At 68.4% G+C, this 15,941-nt stretch carries 13 protein-coding genes; 5 read left to right on the forward strand and 8 right to left on the reverse strand.

Features of this window, described 5'->3' with window-relative positions:
• Positions 1–1,675 (forward strand): flavodoxin domain-containing protein (locus G3O00_RS16330; protein WP_206143609.1); only part of this gene is annotated, 1,675 nt, incomplete at its 5' end.
• Between the two features lie 55 nt (positions 1,676–1,730).
• Here G3O00_RS16330 and G3O00_RS16335 read toward each other — a convergent pair.
• Together G3O00_RS16335 and G3O00_RS16340 are read right to left on the reverse strand one after the other, a co-directional pair.
• Positions 1,731–2,507: an SDR family oxidoreductase gene (locus G3O00_RS16335; RefSeq protein ID WP_206143610.1), complete on the reverse strand. Its 777-nt coding sequence runs from the start codon at positions 2,505–2,507 to the stop codon at positions 1,731–1,733.
• Between the two features lie 4 nt (positions 2,508–2,511).
• Positions 2,512–2,949 (reverse strand): heme-binding protein, encoded by a 438-nt coding sequence (locus G3O00_RS16340; RefSeq protein WP_206143611.1) that lies wholly within the window; start codon positions 2,947–2,949, stop codon positions 2,512–2,514.
• Positions 2,950–3,044: 95 nt separating this feature from the next.
• On the opposite strand from G3O00_RS16340, the gene G3O00_RS16345 reads away from it, so the two are divergent.
• The 4 genes from G3O00_RS16345 to G3O00_RS16360 all read left to right on the forward strand — a co-directional run bounded on the left by G3O00_RS16345 (position 3,045) and on the right by G3O00_RS16360 (position 8,776).
• Positions 3,045–3,959, forward strand: a complete 915-nt coding sequence (locus tag G3O00_RS16345) for a LysR family transcriptional regulator (RefSeq protein ID WP_206143632.1) — start codon at positions 3,045–3,047, stop codon at positions 3,957–3,959.
• 82 nt (positions 3,960–4,041) lie between these two features.
• Positions 4,042–4,476 (forward strand): hypothetical protein, encoded by a 435-nt coding sequence (locus tag G3O00_RS16350; protein WP_206143612.1) that lies wholly within the window; start codon positions 4,042–4,044, stop codon positions 4,474–4,476.
• 428 nt (positions 4,477–4,904) lie between these two features.
• Positions 4,905–7,499 (forward strand): bifunctional lysylphosphatidylglycerol flippase/synthetase MprF, encoded by a 2,595-nt coding sequence (gene mprF, locus G3O00_RS16355; protein ID WP_206143613.1) that lies wholly within the window; start codon positions 4,905–4,907, stop codon positions 7,497–7,499.
• Positions 7,496–8,776, forward strand: coding sequence for a virulence factor family protein (locus tag G3O00_RS16360; RefSeq protein ID WP_206143614.1), 1,281 nt, complete (start codon positions 7,496–7,498; stop codon positions 8,774–8,776). Before mprF ends, G3O00_RS16360 begins: the two co-directional genes overlap by 4 nt.
• Positions 8,777–8,854: 78 nt before the next feature.
• Here the strand turns inward: G3O00_RS16360 and G3O00_RS16365 are convergent, their stop codons facing one another.
• The 6 genes from G3O00_RS16365 to uxuA form a co-directional block, all read right to left on the reverse strand.
• Positions 8,855–9,289: a DUF934 domain-containing protein gene (locus G3O00_RS16365; RefSeq protein ID WP_206143615.1), complete on the reverse strand. Its 435-nt coding sequence runs from the start codon at positions 9,287–9,289 to the stop codon at positions 8,855–8,857.
• Positions 9,286–11,070 carry a nitrite/sulfite reductase gene (locus G3O00_RS16370; protein ID WP_206143616.1) on the reverse strand — a complete coding sequence of 595 codons (1,785 nt, stop codon included), beginning with the start codon at positions 11,068–11,070 and terminating at the stop codon, positions 9,286–9,288. Before G3O00_RS16370 ends, G3O00_RS16365 begins: the two co-directional genes overlap by 4 nt.
• Before the next feature lie 201 nt (positions 11,071–11,271).
• Positions 11,272–11,667, reverse strand: a complete 396-nt coding sequence (locus G3O00_RS16375; protein WP_011354959.1) for a hypothetical protein — start codon at positions 11,665–11,667, stop codon at positions 11,272–11,274.
• A gap of 101 nt (positions 11,668–11,768) precedes the next feature.
• Positions 11,769–13,202 (reverse strand): PLP-dependent aminotransferase family protein, encoded by a 1,434-nt coding sequence (locus tag G3O00_RS16380; RefSeq protein ID WP_206143617.1) that lies wholly within the window; start codon positions 13,200–13,202, stop codon positions 11,769–11,771.
• Between the two features lie 139 nt (positions 13,203–13,341).
• Positions 13,342–14,652, reverse strand: coding sequence for an MFS transporter (locus G3O00_RS16385; RefSeq protein WP_206143618.1), 1,311 nt, complete (start codon positions 14,650–14,652; stop codon positions 13,342–13,344).
• 71 nt (positions 14,653–14,723) lie between these two features.
• Positions 14,724–15,788: a mannonate dehydratase gene (uxuA, locus tag G3O00_RS16390; protein ID WP_174929514.1), complete on the reverse strand. Its 1,065-nt coding sequence runs from the start codon at positions 15,786–15,788 to the stop codon at positions 14,724–14,726.
• Positions 15,789–15,941: the final 153 nt, after the last annotated feature.

The raw sequence follows: 15,941 nt of genomic DNA on the forward strand, positions 1-15,941 counted from the left end.
CGCGGCGCCAGCGCTGCCGGCCGATGCCGGCGCGTCCGGTGGCGTGCGGATCGTGCGCACGCGGCCGAAGGTCGTGCTGCTGTGGGCATCGCAGACCGGCAACATCGAATCGTTGACCGAGGATTACGCGACGCAACTGATGAACGCGGGCTTCGAGATTCGTACTGCATGCATGTCCGACTATCCGGTGGCGTCGCTCGCCGGTGCGCAATACGTGCTGTTGATGACGAGCACGTTCGGCGACGGCGATGCGCCCGACAACGGCAGCGAATTCTGGGAAGCGCTGCAGGCCGGCAGCGCCGCGCGCCTCGACGGCGTGCACTTCGCGGTGCTCGCGTTCGGCGATCGCAACTACGACCAGTTCTGCGGCCACGGCCGCCGGCTCGACGCGCGGCTCGCGGAACTCGGCGCGGCGCGTCTCTGCGCACGCGTCGATTGCGACGTCGAATTTCAGCGCGACGCCGACCAGTGGCTCGAACGCGTCGTCGCGCGGATCAAGGAGGCCGACGCCGCGCTGCACGCGGTGCCGACCGGCGGGATGAGCCCGTCGGGGCTGTTGCCGACGAAGGCGCATCCGGCGCCGTCGAAGCTCGTCGCGAACCTGCGGCTCAACCGTCCGGGCGCGGCCAAGGATACGCGCTGCGTGTCGCTGTCGACCGAAGGCGCGAACCTCGAATACGAAACCGGCGACGCGCTCGGCGTGTGGCCGACCAATTGTCCGGAGCTGGTCGACGAACTGCTGTCCGTCACCGCGCTGAAGGCCGACTCACCCGTGTCGGTGGCGGGCGTCGGCGACGTGCGCCTCGGCGACGCACTCGCGCGTCACTTCGACATCACGCGCCCGCATCCGGACACGCTTGCCTTCATCGCGTCGCGCAGCGCGAACGGCGCGCTGAAGTCGCTGCTCGGCGACGAGCGCAAGGGCGACCTGAAGCAATGGCTGTGGGGGCAGCAGCTTGCGGACGTGCTGCACGAGTTTCCGGTCGAGCTGTCAGGCACGGAGCTGGTCGGGATGCTCAAGCGCATGCAGCCGCGCCTCTATTCGATCGCGTCGAGCCCGAGCGCGCACCAGGGCGAGATCCACCTGACCGTGTCGGCCGTGCGCTATCACAATGGCCGGCGCGCACGCAAAGGCGTGGCGTCGACGTTCCTCGCCGATCGCGCGGACGACGGCCGCGTGCCGGTGTTCGTGCAGAAGTCCGCGCATTTCCGACCGCCGGTGAACGGCGACGTGCCGATCGTGATGGTCGGCCCCGGTACCGGCGTCGCGCCGTTCCGCGGCTTCCTGCACGAGCGGCAGGCGCGCGGCGCGCGCGGGCGCAACTGGCTGTTCTTCGGCGAGCAGCACGCGCAGACCGACTTCTACTACGGCGACGAACTGGGCGCGATGCACGACAGTGGCTTCCTGACGCGGCTCGACCTCGCGTTCTCGCGCGACCAGGCCGACAAGATCTACGTGCAGGACCGGATGCGCGAGCAGGGTGCCGAGCTGTTCGCGTGGCTGGAGGAAGGCGCGCACTTCTACGTGTGCGGCGATGCCGCGCGGATGGCGAAGGACGTCGACACGGCGCTGAAGGCGGTGGTCGCCGAGCACGGCGGGATGTCGGACGAAGCCGCGAACGACTACGTCGCACGGCTTTCGAAGGCGCGGCGCTACATGCGGGACGTGTACTGAACTGAAGGCACGAGCGGCGGCGCGTTGTCCGCCGCTCCGTCGCTCTGCCGGCAGGTTACTGCTGCCGCTCCCACGCGTGCGCCTGTTCGGTGCGCACGAATGCTTCCGACGACTCTGGCAGCAGGTTGCGGAACGCGCCGCCGTCGCTGTCGATCACGTCGACCATCTTCGCGATCATTTCCTCCGGGTCGTGCTGTTCGAGCGGGAACGTCAGCCGCTCGGGCGTCACGGTATGGACGGCCGGATCGCGCCAGCGTCGCGTCGTTTCCATCATCCGGTCGTTGAAGCCCGTGCTGTACGGGCCGGGGTTCACGACCGCGACCTTGATCCCGTGCGGCACGAGTTCCGCGTGCATCGCCTCGGCTACCGATTCGACCGCATGCTTCGACGCGCAATAGGCGCCCGTGAACGGCCCCGTGATCAGGCCCGCGATCGACGACACGAACACGATCTTGCCGTGCCGGCGCGCGAGCATGCCGCGCGCAATCTGCTGCGTGAGTTCGAGCGGCCCGAACACGTTGACGTCGAACAGCTCGCGGACGATCTCGACTGGCAGGTCCACCAGCGCGCCGGCTTCGCCGACGCCTGCGTTGTTCACGAGCACGTCGATGTCGAGCTCGGCCGCACGGGTGCGATCGTGCGCCGACGTGACGTCGAGCTTGATCGCGCGCAGCGAGGTGCCGCGCTGCGTGGCGGCGGCCGTCAGTGCGTCGATTTCGGCGGTGACGCGTACGCCGGCCGTCACGTCGTGACCGCGTTCGGCGAGGCGCAGCGCGACTTCACGGCCGAAGCCGGTGCCTGCGCCGGTGATGAGGATGCGTTTCGATGCCATGTGCTTACCTTGTGGAGTGGACGGTTGCCGGAAAGCGGTCGCGGCAGTGTTGCGCGATCGCGGTGTCGTCATCGACGCTGCCGCCCGAGATGCCGATCGCGCCGACGCAGTGCCCGTCGCCGTCGACGAGCGGTTCGCCGCCGCCGAACGTGACGAGCCCGCCGTGGCTGTGTTCGATGCCGCGTAGCGGGCCGTCGCCCGACAGCGCACCGAGGGCGCCGGTCGAGGCGCGGAAGCGGACTGCCGTCAGCGCCTTGCGTTGTGCGAGATCGATCGCGCCGAGAAAGCAGTCGTCGGTGCGCGCGAACGCGAGCAGGTTCGCACCGGCATCGACGATCGCGACGGCGATGCCGGCGACCTGCAGCGAGGCGGCATGCGCCAGTGCCGCGTCGATCGTGCGGCGGGCGGCCGCGAGCGGCAATGCGGCGGTGAGCGGGTTCATGCGAGGCTCCGGTGGGATGACAGTGCCAGTGTAGGCAGTTGCGGTATATGGGAGAATCCGCATTCCGCTCGAAGGCGTTTCAAGTTTTTTTAATGATGAGCAGACGCGATCCAATGGCCGGGCTGCACGTGTTCATGACCGTCGCGACGGCCGGCAACTTCACGCGGGCCGCCGCCGCGCTCGGCCTGACGCCGGCGGCCGTCAGCCTCGCGATCGGGCAGCTCGAGGGCGAGCTGAACGTGAAGCTGTTCAACCGCAGCACGCGCGGCGTAAGCCTAACCGAAGCCGGCCAGCGCTACTGGCGGCAGACGGAGCCCGCGTACCGGCAGGTCATGCAGGCACGCGACGAGCTGAAGGATGCGCGCAGCGAGCCGAACGGGTTGTTGCGCGTGACCGCGCTGCCGCTGGCGCGGACGCTCGTCATCGCGCCGGTGCTCGCCACGTTCCGCGAGCGCTACCCGAAAGTCCGGCTCGAGATCCGCTACGAGAACGAACTGGTCGATATCGCGAAGGACGGGTTCGATGCGGGGATTCGCCTGGCCGACCGGCTGCAGCCGGGCATGATCGGCGTGCGGATCGCCCCGGCGTTGACGTGCGCGCTGGTGGCGTCGCCCGGTTATCTGGCGCGGTATGACGCGCCGGCGTCGATTGCCGACCTCGAGCGGCATGCGTGCATCCGTTTCCGGTTCTCGGAGAGCGGGCGCCTGCACAAATGGCCGTTGCGTGACGGGCAGCGCGACGTCGATCTCGATCCGGACGGCGTGTTCGTGACGAACGACGCCGACGCGGTGATCGACGCGGCGCGCGCAGGTGTCGGCATTGCATTCGCGTTCATGCGCGAGCGGATCGAGCAGGATTTGCGCGACGGCACGCTTGTCGAGGTGCTGCCCGGTGCGTGCCGCACGCTGCCGCCGATGTGGCTGTACTACGTCAATCGCAAGCACGTGCCGGCCAAGCTGCGTGCATTCATCGACGTGCTGCGCGAACGAAACGGCGCGGACGACGCGTAGTCGTATCGTCCGGCCGACTGCAGCGATGGGTTCGGCGGCGCATGATGGCGGCTCCAGCCACGAGAAGCCATGGAGTCGCGTCATGACGGCATTCCCGTATTTCCCGATCCGAACCCTTGCAATCGCTGCAGCGCTGGCCGGTGCCGCGATCTGCAGCGCACCGGCCATCGGCCAGACATCGACCGTGCCGGCCGGTTCGGCCGCCGCGACGCTCGACAACGCGGTACTGCTCACGGTATTCCTGAAACACGACCAGTCGCGCCCGCTTGCCGAGCTGAATGCGCAACTCGCGAAGCAGGGCTTCTACAAGGCGTTTCCACCGCCGGGCGTGGAGGTGGTGAGCTGGACCGTGACGATGGGGATCGGGCAGATCGTCGTGCTGCGGTTGCCGGCGTCGCGGCTGCGCGAGGTCAATCGCGTGCTCGAGGATACGGCGTGGGGTGCGTACCGGACGGAGTTCTACCCGACTTACGACTACAAGGCGATCGGGTTGGGGGAGCATGAGCGGGCGAAGTAATGGGGTCCGTGTGTTCCCGGGGCGAGAGACGGTCGGCACCCGCCACTCTGATCAACTCGTCCCCATTTCTGAAGTGCGCTGCCGGCCCGTGAATCCGTCCTCGTCGACGCAGCCCGACCGGGAGAATTTCTCCCAATTCCGCTACCGGTCATTCATCCGATGAAAAAACCGTGACGGTTCCCGGTATGATGCGCACCTTGCGTTCGTCGGACGCACTATTTTTGATGCGATTTTGATGTGCGAGGCGCCACAAAACCGCACAATCCGAACCTGAAAGATTCTGTAATATAAATTCCGTATACTCGTAAGTTCTGATCCAGGCGCCGTGTGCCATTTCCTTCGGCCGACCGCCCACGCAGAACAACCAGATACGTCGCCGCCTGGCCGTCTTGCGCCGCGACACGCTATGCACCACCACTGAACACTCTATGTCTTCCCGCCACTCTGGTTCGCCCGGCCGCGCCGCGGCGGTGATCGCCCGTGTCCGGGCGCTGATCCGCCATGAGCGTGTGCTGTCGCCGCTGCTCGCGCTCGGCATCGGCCTGCTGCTGATCGTGGTTTTCCAGCACCTGTCGGAATCCGTCGACTACCGGTCGGTGATCCGCCAGCTGCGTCACATGTCCGCCGGCGAGTGGGGCGCGTCGCTGGGCGCGACGGCCCTCAGCTATCTTGCGCTCGTCGCGCGCGACGCGGTCGGCCTGCGCTATGTCGCCGCGAAGGTGCCGCGCGTCGCGTTGTGGATCGGCGCGATCGCCGGGTCCGCGCTCGGTAACGCGACCGGCTTCGGCGCGCTGACGGGCGGCGCGGTGCGCGCACGCGTGTACGGCGTGTCGGGCGTCACGCCTGCGCAGATCGGCCGGATGACGGTGTTCACGAGCGGCACGCTGGCGCTCGCGATGGTGTTGATGACGGCGGTCGGCATGGTCTGCGTGCCGGAAGCGCTCGCCGCGATGCTGCACGTCGCGCCCGGCGTGCTGACGTGGACCGGCGCGGCGCTGCTCGTGGTGCTGGCCGCGATGGTCGTGATGTGCGGCAACACCGCGCGCCCGGTCGTCACGCGCTTCAAGTGGCTGTCGTTCGACGTGCCGGCGCGGCGCGATCTCGTCGCGCAGGTCGTCTATGCGGTGCTCGACGTCGTCGCGGCGGGCCTGACGCTGTGGGTGCTGCTGCCGGCCGCACCGGTCGGCTTCCCGACCTTCATTACTATTTACGCCGCGGCGTTGCTGCTCGGGATGATCGGCCATACGCCGGGCGGGATCGGCGTGTTCGAAGCCGCGATGGTCTTCACGCTCGGTCGCGAAGTGCCGCCGCACGCGATGGTCGCCGCGCTGATCGCGTATCGCGCAATCTATTTCGGCGTGCCGCTCGTGCTGTCGGCCGGCCTGCTGGCCGGTTTCGAAGGCCGCGCGCTGCGGCGCCGGCTCGTGACGCGGCAGGCCGTGCGCGTGTCGCAGCTCGCGCCGGTGTTCCTGAGCCTCGTGACGTTCGCGGTCGGCGGGATGCTGGTGATCTCGAGCGCGACGCCCGCGTTCTGGCACCGGATCGCGATCCTGCGCCACCTCGTGCCGCTGTGGGTGCTCGAAGGCTCGCAGGTGATCTGCAGCGTGCTCGGCGTCGCGCTGCTGTTCGTCGCGCGCGGGCTGCTGCGCCGCCTCGACGGCGCCTGGTGGATGACCTTCGCGCTGACGCTCGCCAGCCTCGCGCTGTCGCTGGCGAAGGGTCTCGCGTTCGTCGAGGCCGGCGTGCTCGGCACGCTGCTCGTGCTGCTGCTCGTCAGCCGTCGCCGCTTCAACCGCCATTCGTCGCTGCTGGCCGAGCGCTTCACGGTGAGCTGGTTCGTGTCGGTCGCGATGGTACTGATGCTGGCCGTATGGGTGCTGTTCTTCGCGTTCCGCGACGTGCCGTACACGCGCGAGCTGTGGTCGCATTTCTCGTTCGACGCGCGTGCGCCGCGGGCGCTGCGCGCGACGCTCGCGTCCGGCGTGTTCGTCGCGCTGTTCGCGCTGTGGCAATTGCTGCGCCCGGCGCCGGGCCGTTTCGTGAAGCCTGCGGAGCAGGACCTGTCGGATGCGGAACGGATCATCCGCGCGCAGGAATGCAGCGATGCGGGCCTCGCGCTGATGGGCGACAAGTCGTTCCTGTTCTCGGAGTCCCGCCAGGCATTCCTGATGTATGCGAAGAACGGCCGCACGTGGGCCGCGCTGCACGACCCGGTCGGGCCGCGCGAGGAGTGGCCGGCGCTGATCAGCAAGTTCATCGCGCTTGCCCACGCGCATAGCGGCCGTGCGGCGTTCTACCAGGTGCGTGCGAACGCGCTGCCGCTGTATCTCGACGCGGGGCTCACGCTGATGAAGCTCGGCGAGGAAGCGCATATCGCGCTCGACCGGTTCGACCTGAAAGGCTCGAACCGCTCGCATCTGCGCTACGCGCTGCGCCGCGGCGACAAGGACGCGCTGACGGTCGAGGTGATCGCGCCGAGCGACGTGCCGGCCGCGCTGCCGGCGCTGCGCGACATCTCGGACGGCTGGCTCGACAGCCGCGACGCGCGCGAGAAGAGCTTCTCGGTCGCCGCGTTCCACGACGGCTATCTGGCGACGCAGTCGGTGATGCTCGTGCGGCAGGCCGACAAGCCGATCGCGTTCGTCACGTTCATGACGACCGACCTCAATACCGAGGCGACGGTCGGCGTGATGCGCCATCTGCCGGACGCGTCGCCGTACGCGATGGAATATCTGTTTACGCAGCTCGCGCTGCATCTGAAGGAAGCGGGTTTCCGCAAGCTGAGCCTGGGCATCGCGCCGTTCTCGGGGATGGGGGCGGCGAAGATGCCGTCGCCGTTGCACCGGATCGGCCTGATGGTCTGGCGCTTCGGCGGCCGCTTCTACAACTTCCGCGGCTTGCGCGCATTCAAGAGCAAGTTCGAACCGCACTGGGAGCCGCGTTACCTCGCGGCCTCGGGCACGGTCGGCGTGTTCGTCACGCTGGCGGATCTGTCATTGCTGGCTGGAGGTCGGCGTTCATGAGTTTGAAGAAGGGAATCGCGCGGGCGGCAGCCGCCTGCGCGGGAATGATGCTGGCCGGCGCCGCGTGCGCCACGCAGCCAGCCGCAGTGAAGGCCGAAACCGTATCGGGCGGCCGCTATGGACCTGTGACGGTGACCAAACCCAGCGGGCCGTTGCGCGGCTTCGTCGTGCTGTTCTCGCGTGAGGCCGGCTGGAATGCGGCCGACCAGCAGGCCGCCGATGCGCTGGCGAAGGCCGGTGCGATGACGGTCGGTGTCGATTCGGAGCGTTATGCGATGAATCTCGCCGCGAAGCAGGAGACCTGCCACCACCTCGACGGCGACGCCGAAGCGGTCAGCCACCAGCTTGAACGCCTCGCGCAGTCGTCGCGCTACTTCACGCCGATCGTCGCGGGCGTGGGCCAGGGCGGCGCGATCGCGAAGCAGATCCTGTCGATGGCGCCGGAGAACACGATCGCCGGTGTCGTATCGGTCGATCCGGCCGCGAAGCTCGATCCGCGCTTCAAGCCGTGCCCGCCCGATCCGACGATCGTGCGCCGCGCGATGCCGGGCTTCGTCGAAACGGCGGCTACGGGCGATAGTACGAAGCTCGTGTCGCTCGTCACGTCGCATCTGCGGGACACCACCAGCGGCGACGAACTCGACGTGTCGGACCTGCCGCTCGTCGAGCTGCCGGCCAAGGGCGGCAACGGCCAGCTCGCGATCGTGATCTCGGGTGACGGCGGCTGGCGCGATCTCGACAAGACGATCGCCGAGGCGCTGCAGCGCGACGGCGTGTCGGTGGTCGGCATCGACAGCCTGCGCTATTTCTGGAGCGAGAAGCCGCCGGCGCAGGTGAGCCGCGATCTCGCCCGCGTGATGCGCACCTACATGGCGCGCTGGCATGCGAACCGCGTGGCGCTGGTCGGCTACTCGTTCGGCGCCGACGTGATGCCGTTCGCGTACAACCGGCTGCCGGCCGACCTGCGCGACAAGGTTGCCGTGATGTCGCTGCTCGGCTTCGCGCCGGCCGCCGATTTCCAGATCCGCGTGACGGGCTGGCTCGGCATGCCGGCGAGCGACAAGGCGCTGAAGGTCGCGCCGGAAATGGCGAAGGTGCCGCCGCAGCTCGTGCAGTGCTTCTATGGCGCGGAAGAGAAGGACACGATGTGTCCGGCACTCGTGAACACGGGCGCCGACGTGATCAAGACGCAGGGCGATCACCACTTCGGCCGCGACTACATCGCGCTCGAGAAGAAGATCCTCGGCGCGTTCGGCAAGCCGGTCGCGGCGCGCTGAGCGCCGGCGCCCGCTTCGCGGCGGGCGCCGGCCGGCAGCTTCCGGTTCATCGTACGGGCGGCCTGCGGGCCGCCCGTTTCATTTTCCGGCTGGCGTTGCCGCGTTCGGCTGCGGCATGGCCGTCCGCGCATCGTGCTGGTAGAAGCCCGGAAACCGGTCGAGCTGGCGCCGCGCGGCCGCGATGTCGGTGCCGTCGCCGAGCACCGCGCTCGAAAACCCCGTGCGTTCCATCAGCAGCAACTGGTCGACCAGCACGTCGCCGGTCGCGCGCAGGTCGCCGGCGAAGCCGTAGCGCTTGCGCAGCAGGTATGCCTGGCTGTACGCGCGCCCATCGGTGAACGACGGGAACGCGAGGTCGATGCGCGCGGCCCGCGCGATGTGTTCGGCGAGCGGCGGCAGTTCCTCGTCGTTGCCGATCGTCAGCGTTGCTGCGTCGTGCCGCTGCGTGTCGCCGGTGTGTTCGGCCGGCGTCAGCAGCCGGATGCGTGCGGTCGGATTCTCTGCTTGCGTCATGCGTGCTCCACCTGATGGCGCGCGTCGTTCGCGGCGGCCTTGAAGGGGTCCGTGCCGATGCGGCGGACGGTGTCGATGAATCGTTCGCTGCGGCCGTCGTCGTCGATCCGCGCGTCGAGATAGGCGTTGACGATCGCATCGACGACATCGACGATCTCGTCCGCCGAAAACGACGGGCCGATCACCTTGCCCGGCCGCGCGGGGCCGCTCGCGGTCGAGCCGTCCGAGCCGCCGAGCGTGACCTGGTACCACTCGGCGCCGTCCTTGTCGACGCCGAGGATGCCGAGGTGGCCGCTGTGATGATGGCCGCACGAGTTGATGCAGCCGCTGATGTGCAGGTCGATGTCGCCGACGTCGTGCAGCATGTCGAGATCCTGGAAGCGCTCGGCGATCGCATCGGCGATCGGGATCGAGCGTGCATTCGCGAGCGCGCAGAAGTCACCGCCCGGGCACGCGATCATGTCCGTCAGGAGTCCGACGTTCGCGCTGGCGAGCCCGATCGCGCGCGCGTTTTCCCACAGCAGGAACAGGTCGTCGACATGCACCCACGGCAGCACCACGTTCTGCGTGTGCGTGACGCGTGCCTCGCCGGCCGAGAAACGGTCGGCGAGATCGGCGAGCGCGTCGAGCTGGTCCGGCGACGCGTCGCCCGGTGCCTGCAGGCGGCGTTTGAACGACAGCGTGACGATGCGCAGCGCCGGATCGCGGTGGTCGGCTACATTGCGTGCGAGCCAGCGCGCGAAGGCCGGATGGCGTGCCGCCTGGGCGGACAGGCGCTGGTTCGCCTCGCGCAGGCTGACCGTGCGCGGCTTGAGCCGCGGCGGGACGAACGACGCGGCGACGCGGTCGAACTCGACCTGCGGAATCGTGTGCAGCCCGCCGTCGTGATCGACGATCTGGCGGAACTCCTCCTCGACGTCGTCGATGTAGCGCTGTCCCTCGGTCTTCACGAGGATCTTGATGCGCGCCTTGTACTTGTTGTCGCGCCGTCCGTAGCGGTTGTACACGCGGACGATCGCCTCGATGTAGTTCATCACGTGCTGCCACGGCAGGAACGCGCGCAGCAGCGTCGCGATCATCGGCGTGCGGCCCATCCCGCCGCCGACGCTCACGCGAAAGCCGAGCGCACCCGCGTCGTCGCGCACGAGCTTCAGCCCGACGTCGTGCCAGTCGGTGGCCGCGCGGTCTTCGGTCGCGCCGGTGATCGCGATCTTGAACTTGCGCGGCAGGAATGCGAACTCGGGGTGCAGCGTCGTCCACTGACGCATCACTTCGGCGAACGGGCGCGGATCGGCGATCTCGTCCGGCGCGACGCCGGCGCGCTCGTCGCACGAGATATTGCGGATGCAGTTGCCGCTCGTCTGGATGCCGTGCATGTCGACGGTCGCGAGCAGGTCCATCACGTCGGCCGCTTTCGCAAGCGGAATCCAGTTGAACTGCACGTTGGTGCGCGTCGTGAAGTGCGCGCTGCGGGTCGGCAGGCGCAGCGTGCCGAGCAAGGCCTGCGCGTCGGATGCGGCGCGGTAGATGGTGTCGTCCGGCACGTCGTAGTCGCGCGCGATCCGCGCGAGCACGCGCAGCTGTGCGCTCGACAGTTCGCCGTACGGGACGGCCACGCGCAGCATCGGCGCGTGGCGCTGCACGTACCAGCCGTTCTGCAGGCGCAGCGGCCGGAACGCGTCTTCGCTGAGCGTGCCGTGCTGCCAGCGTTCGAGCTGGTCGCGAAACTGGGCGGCGCGGCTGTGCACGAGCGCCCGGTCGAAAACGGTATATCGATACATGACGTGATACGCGAGAGGAGCCGTGGCGCGGAGCGCGCGGCTCGGGACAGACGTTGCGACGGGTGTCAGGCAACCGGAGACAGCGTAGGGAACGCAGTGCGGCGGGACAAGCAGCAGATGGGGACGAAAAGGGCGCAGCAGATCGCCGGCGTGACATCGGCGCAGGCCGGGCATGCATGCGTGCATGCCCGTGGCGGGTGTTTATGCGGCGGCGTCGACGACGAGTGCCGGATCGAGTGCGCGGATGCGCTGGTCGATGAAGTAGCCGCCGCCTTCCTGGTAGCGCAGGAACAGGCGGCCGCACGAGCGGCAGCGGTTGACGGTGCAGCGGTTGTACGGGAAATGGCGCAGTGCGATCGGCGCGTCGTCCGACGCATAGCGCGTGCCGGCCGGGTGATGTTCGGCGTAAGTCGGCTCCGTCTCGCCGGGCGGCGCGAGCGTGGCCACTTCGATCAGTTGCGCGTCCTGCAGCGACAGCGGCAGGGTCGTCCATCCGGTGAGCGGCGTTTTCGTGCAGGTGCAGGACTGCGTGACGTGCGCGGCTTCAGCGGTCAGTTTCAACAGCGCGTCGTGATCGAGGTAGGGCAGTTGACTCATCGGAAATCATGAAGGGCGGCGGGATCAGCACTGTAACCCGCGTGCGGATTGCGTGCATCTCCGTCACGCAGCCAGTGCGCACCGTATGCGTCGTGTGCAGTTCAATCGCCCTTGCGGACCGACGGCTGCGCGACGAGCTCGCCGAGCACGCGGATCGCGCGCTCGATGTCGCGGCTCCACGGATGGCCGAAGTTCACGCGCACGCAACGCTCGAAGCCGTGCGCGGCCGAAAACAGCGGCCCCGGCGCGAAGCTGATCCCGCGTGCGATCGCCTGGCGATGCAGTTCCATCGCGTCGATCGCGTCGGGAAACGCGAGCCACAGAAAATAGCCGCCTTCGGGCCGCACCCACTCGACGCCGGCCGGCAGCCAGCGCCGCAGCGCGTCGTCCATCCGGTCGAGCTGCGTGTGCAGCGCGCCGCGCAGCTTGCGCAGGTGCCGATCATAGCCGCCGTGCTCGAGATAGTTCGCGATACCGACCTGCGCGGGAATGCTGGCCGACAGCGTCGTCATCAGCTTGAGGCGCTGCACCTTCTCCGCGAACCGGCCGGCAGCGGCCCAGCCGATCCGGTAGCCGGGCGCGAGCGTCTTCGAGAACGAACTGCAGTGCATCACGAGGCCATGTCGATCGAACGCGCGCGCGGGCAGCGGATAGTCGGGACCGAAGTGCAGCTCGCCGTACACGTCGTCCTCGATCAACGGCACGTCGCGCGCGGCGAGCAGTTCGACGAGCGCGCGTTTTTTCTCCGCGGACAGCGTGACGCCGGTCGGATTCTGGAAGTTGGTCATGAACCAGCACGCGCGGATGTCGTGCCGGTCGAGCGCGTTCGCGAGCGCGTCGAGATCGAGGCCCGTGCGCGGATCGACGGGAATCTCGACCGCGCGCAGGTCGAGCCGTTCGATCGCCTGCAGCGCTGCATAGAAGCCGGGCGCTTCGACGGCCACGACGTCGCCGGGCCGCGTGACGGCCATCAGGCACAGGTTCAGCGCTTCGAGCGCGCCGTTCGTGACGACGATCTCGTCGATCGGCTGCGAGATGCCCGTCGCGAGATAGCGCCGCGCGATCTGCTGGCGCAGCGCCTCGTTGCCGGGCGGCAGGTCGACGACCGTGCTCCACGGGCTGACGAGCCGCGTGGCCTGCGCGAGCGATTTCGCGAGACGCGGCAGCGGAAACAGTTGCGGCGACGGGAACGCGGAGCCGAGCGGCACGATGCCGGGCTGCGTGGCCGCCTCGAGGACGGAGAACACGAGGCTGCTGATGTCGACCTTGCGGGTGGCGCCGGCACGGTTCGCACGGCGTTTGGCAGCCGGGGTCGCTGCCGGCGTGGCGCCCGGCGCGACGTAGTAGCCCGAGCGTTCGCGTGCGCGGATCAGCCCCCACTGTTCGAGCAGGTAGTACGCGCGAAACACCGTCGACTGGCTCACGCCGTGCTGCGCGATGATCTGCCGCAGCGACGGCAGGCGCGTGCCGACGGCGAGGTTGCCGTTGCGGATGTCGTCGGCGATCGTGTGGGCGAGGGTTTCGTAGCGTTTCATCGGCGAGGGCAGAGCGCGCCGTCGCCACGCGCGGGCCGGAGTGGCGCCGCGCCGGCGGGCGCGGCTCATTGTCCGATGCGCGGCCCGAAAAGGAAAGCGCGGGCGCGTCGGCCGCGCTGTCCTGCTGCGTCAGGCTGCGTCAGGCTGCGTTCGGCTCGATGTTCTGCCGGTTCGAGGTGTCGCGCAGCGGCGGCAACGGCTCGACCTTGCCGACGATGAACAGGTACGACAGCGCACCGACCACGCACAACGCGCCGGCCACCGCGAGCGGCACGACGAACGAGCCCTTCGTGATCGACAGCATCACGCCCGTGAACGTCGTGATGAAGATCCCCGCGAGATTGCCCGCAAAGTTCTGGATGCCGCCGAGCGATGCGACATGCGCCGGCGTCGGCGCGATTTCGCCGACGAGCGTCCACACGTTGGCGCCGGCGAACGACAGGCTGGCATACGCGAGGGCGAACAGGCCAAGGCAGGCCCACACGTTCTCGACGAAGGCCGACAGCGCGATCGACGAAGACAGCAGCATGCCGAGCACGAGGCACGTCTTGCGCGCGGCGGTCGCGCTCCAGCCGCGGCGGAACAGCCTGTCCGACACGTAGCCGCCGAGCCAGCCTCCCGGAATCGCGAGCAGCGCGGGCAGCATGCCCCACGTGCCGAGCGATGCGAGCGAGAAGCCGCGCGACTGCAGCAGGTAGCTCGGGAACCACGTGATGAAGAAATAGATCGCGAAGTTCAGGCAGAACAGGCCGATCATCATGCCCCACACGGTGCGGTAGCGGAACAGGTCGAGCCACGATACCTTCGGGCCATCGGTTGCGGCCGCAACGGTCGGTGCGCCACGTTGCGCGAGCAGTGCATCGACGGCATCGGGTGCGATCGCGCGGTAGCGTTCCGGGTCGCGATAGATGAACCACCATGCCAGTGCCCACACGAGGCCGATGCCGCCGGTGATCACGAACGACCCGCGCCAGCCGACGATCGAGATCAGCCAGGCGACGAGCGGCAGCGACAGCGCGGAGCCGACGCGCGAGCCGCTGTCGAAGATGCTGCTCGCGAGCCCGCGTTCGCTGCGCGGGAACCAGTTGAACGCGACCTTCGCGAACGACGGGATCGCGGCCGCTTCGCCGACACCGAGCATCAGCCGCACGCCGACGAGCTGCGTGAGGCCGCGCGCGGCGCCCGTCGCGACCGTGAACACCGACCACCAGCCGACCGCGAGCGCGAGGCTCACGCGCACGCCGACCTTGTCGATGAACCAGCCGGCCGGCAGTTGCAGGAACGCGTAGGTCCAGAAGAACGCGCTCAGCACGAGGCCCATGCCGACCGCGTCGAGGCCGAGGTCGGCGCGAATGCTGGGCGCCGCGATTGCGAGGTTCGCGCGGTCGATGAAGTTGATGACGTTGGCCAGGAAGCACATGAGGATCATGGCCCATCGGATGCGTGGCATGCGGTGTCTCCGCGCGGAATATCGTGACGGGCCGCCGGCGATCCGCAGCGCCGGCGGCCTCGATGGGCGGGTTATTGCGTGGCGAGCGACGGCGTGCGGTCGAACTTCGCGAGCGCTTCCCACAGGCCGTTCAGGTAGACCGCGCCGAGCGCGCGGTCGTAGAGGCCGTAGCCGGGCTTGCCCGTCTCGCCCCAGATCATGCGGCCGTGGTCGGGGCGCACGTAGCCGGTGAAGCCGGTGTCGTGGTACGCCTTCACGATCGCGGCGATGTCGAGCGAGCCGCAGCTCGACAGGTGGGCGGTTTCCTCGAAATCGCCGTTCGCGTCGACCTTCACGTTGCGGATGTGCGCGAAGTGGATGCGGCCCATCGCGCCGAATTCGCGCACGAGTGCCTCGACGTCGTTCTGCGGGCCTGCGCCGAGCGAGCCCGAGCACAGCGTCAGCCCGTTGGCGGGCGTATCGACGATGCGCACGATCCGCGCGAGATCGTCGCGGTTCTTCACGATGCGCGGCAGCCCGAAGATCGGGCGCGGCGGATCGTCGGGGTGGATCGCCATCTTCACGCCGGCTTCTTCGGCGACGGGAATGATCGCCTTCAGGAAGTATTCGAGGTTCGCCCACAGCGCGGCTTCGTCGACGTCGCGATACTCGGCGAGCAGGGCCTTCAACTGTTCGGGCCGGTAGCTCGAATCCCAGCCCGGCAGCGCGATGCCGTCGTCCGGATCGATCCGGTCGACCGCGTCGGTGCTGAACGCGAGGCAGGTCGAGCCGTCGTCGAGCGTCTTCGACAGCTCGGTGCGCGTCCAGTCGAACACGGGCATGAAGTTGTAGCAAATGACGCGCACGCCGGCCGCGCCGAGATGGCGAATCGTCTGACGGTAGTGGTCGATCAGGCGGTCGCGGCCCGGCTTGCCGAGCTTGATGTCTTCGTGGACGGGCACCGATTCGACGACTTCGAACTGCAGGCCGGCGCGCTCGATCGTCGCCTTCAGCGCATCGATCTTGTGCGCGGGCCAGACTTCGCCCACCGGTTCGTCGTAGATCGCGGACACGATATGCGTGACGCCCGGGATCTGGCGGATGTATTGCAGCGAGACCGGATCGGACTCGCCGTACCAACGGAAAGACATCTTCACTGGAGCGGCTCCTGGCTGGCGGTTGATGCATCGGGCGGACGGGCGGCAGCACGCCGGCCCCGTCTGCGGTGTGCGGATTATGATTGGTATGCCAGTTGTGCGGGATAGTGGTTTACCAGTTGTCCGGCTCGAAACCGGCCGGCATAGCACTAC

This window comes from Burkholderia sp. Ac-20384, from assembly GCF_017104605.1.
GTDB lineage: Bacteria > Pseudomonadota > Gammaproteobacteria > Burkholderiales > Burkholderiaceae > Burkholderia > Burkholderia lata.

Bases quoted from the DNA above. Each gene is read 5' to 3' on its own strand.
- G3O00_RS16340 (WP_206143611.1), bottom strand. From the start codon at position 2,949: ATGAACCCGCTCACCGCCGCATTGCCGCTCGCGGCCGCCCGCCGCACG.
- G3O00_RS16345 (WP_206143632.1), top strand. From the start codon at position 3,045: ATGAGCAGACGCGATCCAATGGCCGGGCTGCACGTGTTCATGACCGTC.
- G3O00_RS16370 (WP_206143616.1), bottom strand. From the start codon at position 11,070: ATGTATCGATATACCGTTTTCGACCGGGCGCTCGTGCACAGCCGCGCC.
- G3O00_RS16365 (WP_206143615.1), bottom strand. From the start codon at position 9,289: ATGACGCAAGCAGAGAATCCGACCGCACGCATCCGGCTGCTGACGCCG.
- G3O00_RS16380 (WP_206143617.1), bottom strand. From the start codon at position 13,202: ATGAAACGCTACGAAACCCTCGCCCACACGATCGCCGACGACATCCGC.
- G3O00_RS16385 (WP_206143618.1), bottom strand. From the start codon at position 14,652: ATGCCACGCATCCGATGGGCCATGATCCTCATGTGCTTCCTGGCCAAC.
- G3O00_RS16375 (WP_011354959.1), bottom strand. From the start codon at position 11,667: ATGAGTCAACTGCCCTACCTCGATCACGACGCGCTGTTGAAACTGACC.
- mprF (WP_206143613.1), top strand. From the start codon at position 4,905: ATGTCTTCCCGCCACTCTGGTTCGCCCGGCCGCGCCGCGGCGGTGATC.
- G3O00_RS16335 (WP_206143610.1), bottom strand. From the start codon at position 2,507: ATGGCATCGAAACGCATCCTCATCACCGGCGCAGGCACCGGCTTCGGC.
- G3O00_RS16350 (WP_206143612.1), top strand. From the start codon at position 4,042: ATGACGGCATTCCCGTATTTCCCGATCCGAACCCTTGCAATCGCTGCA.
- G3O00_RS16360 (WP_206143614.1), top strand. From the start codon at position 7,496: ATGAGTTTGAAGAAGGGAATCGCGCGGGCGGCAGCCGCCTGCGCGGGA.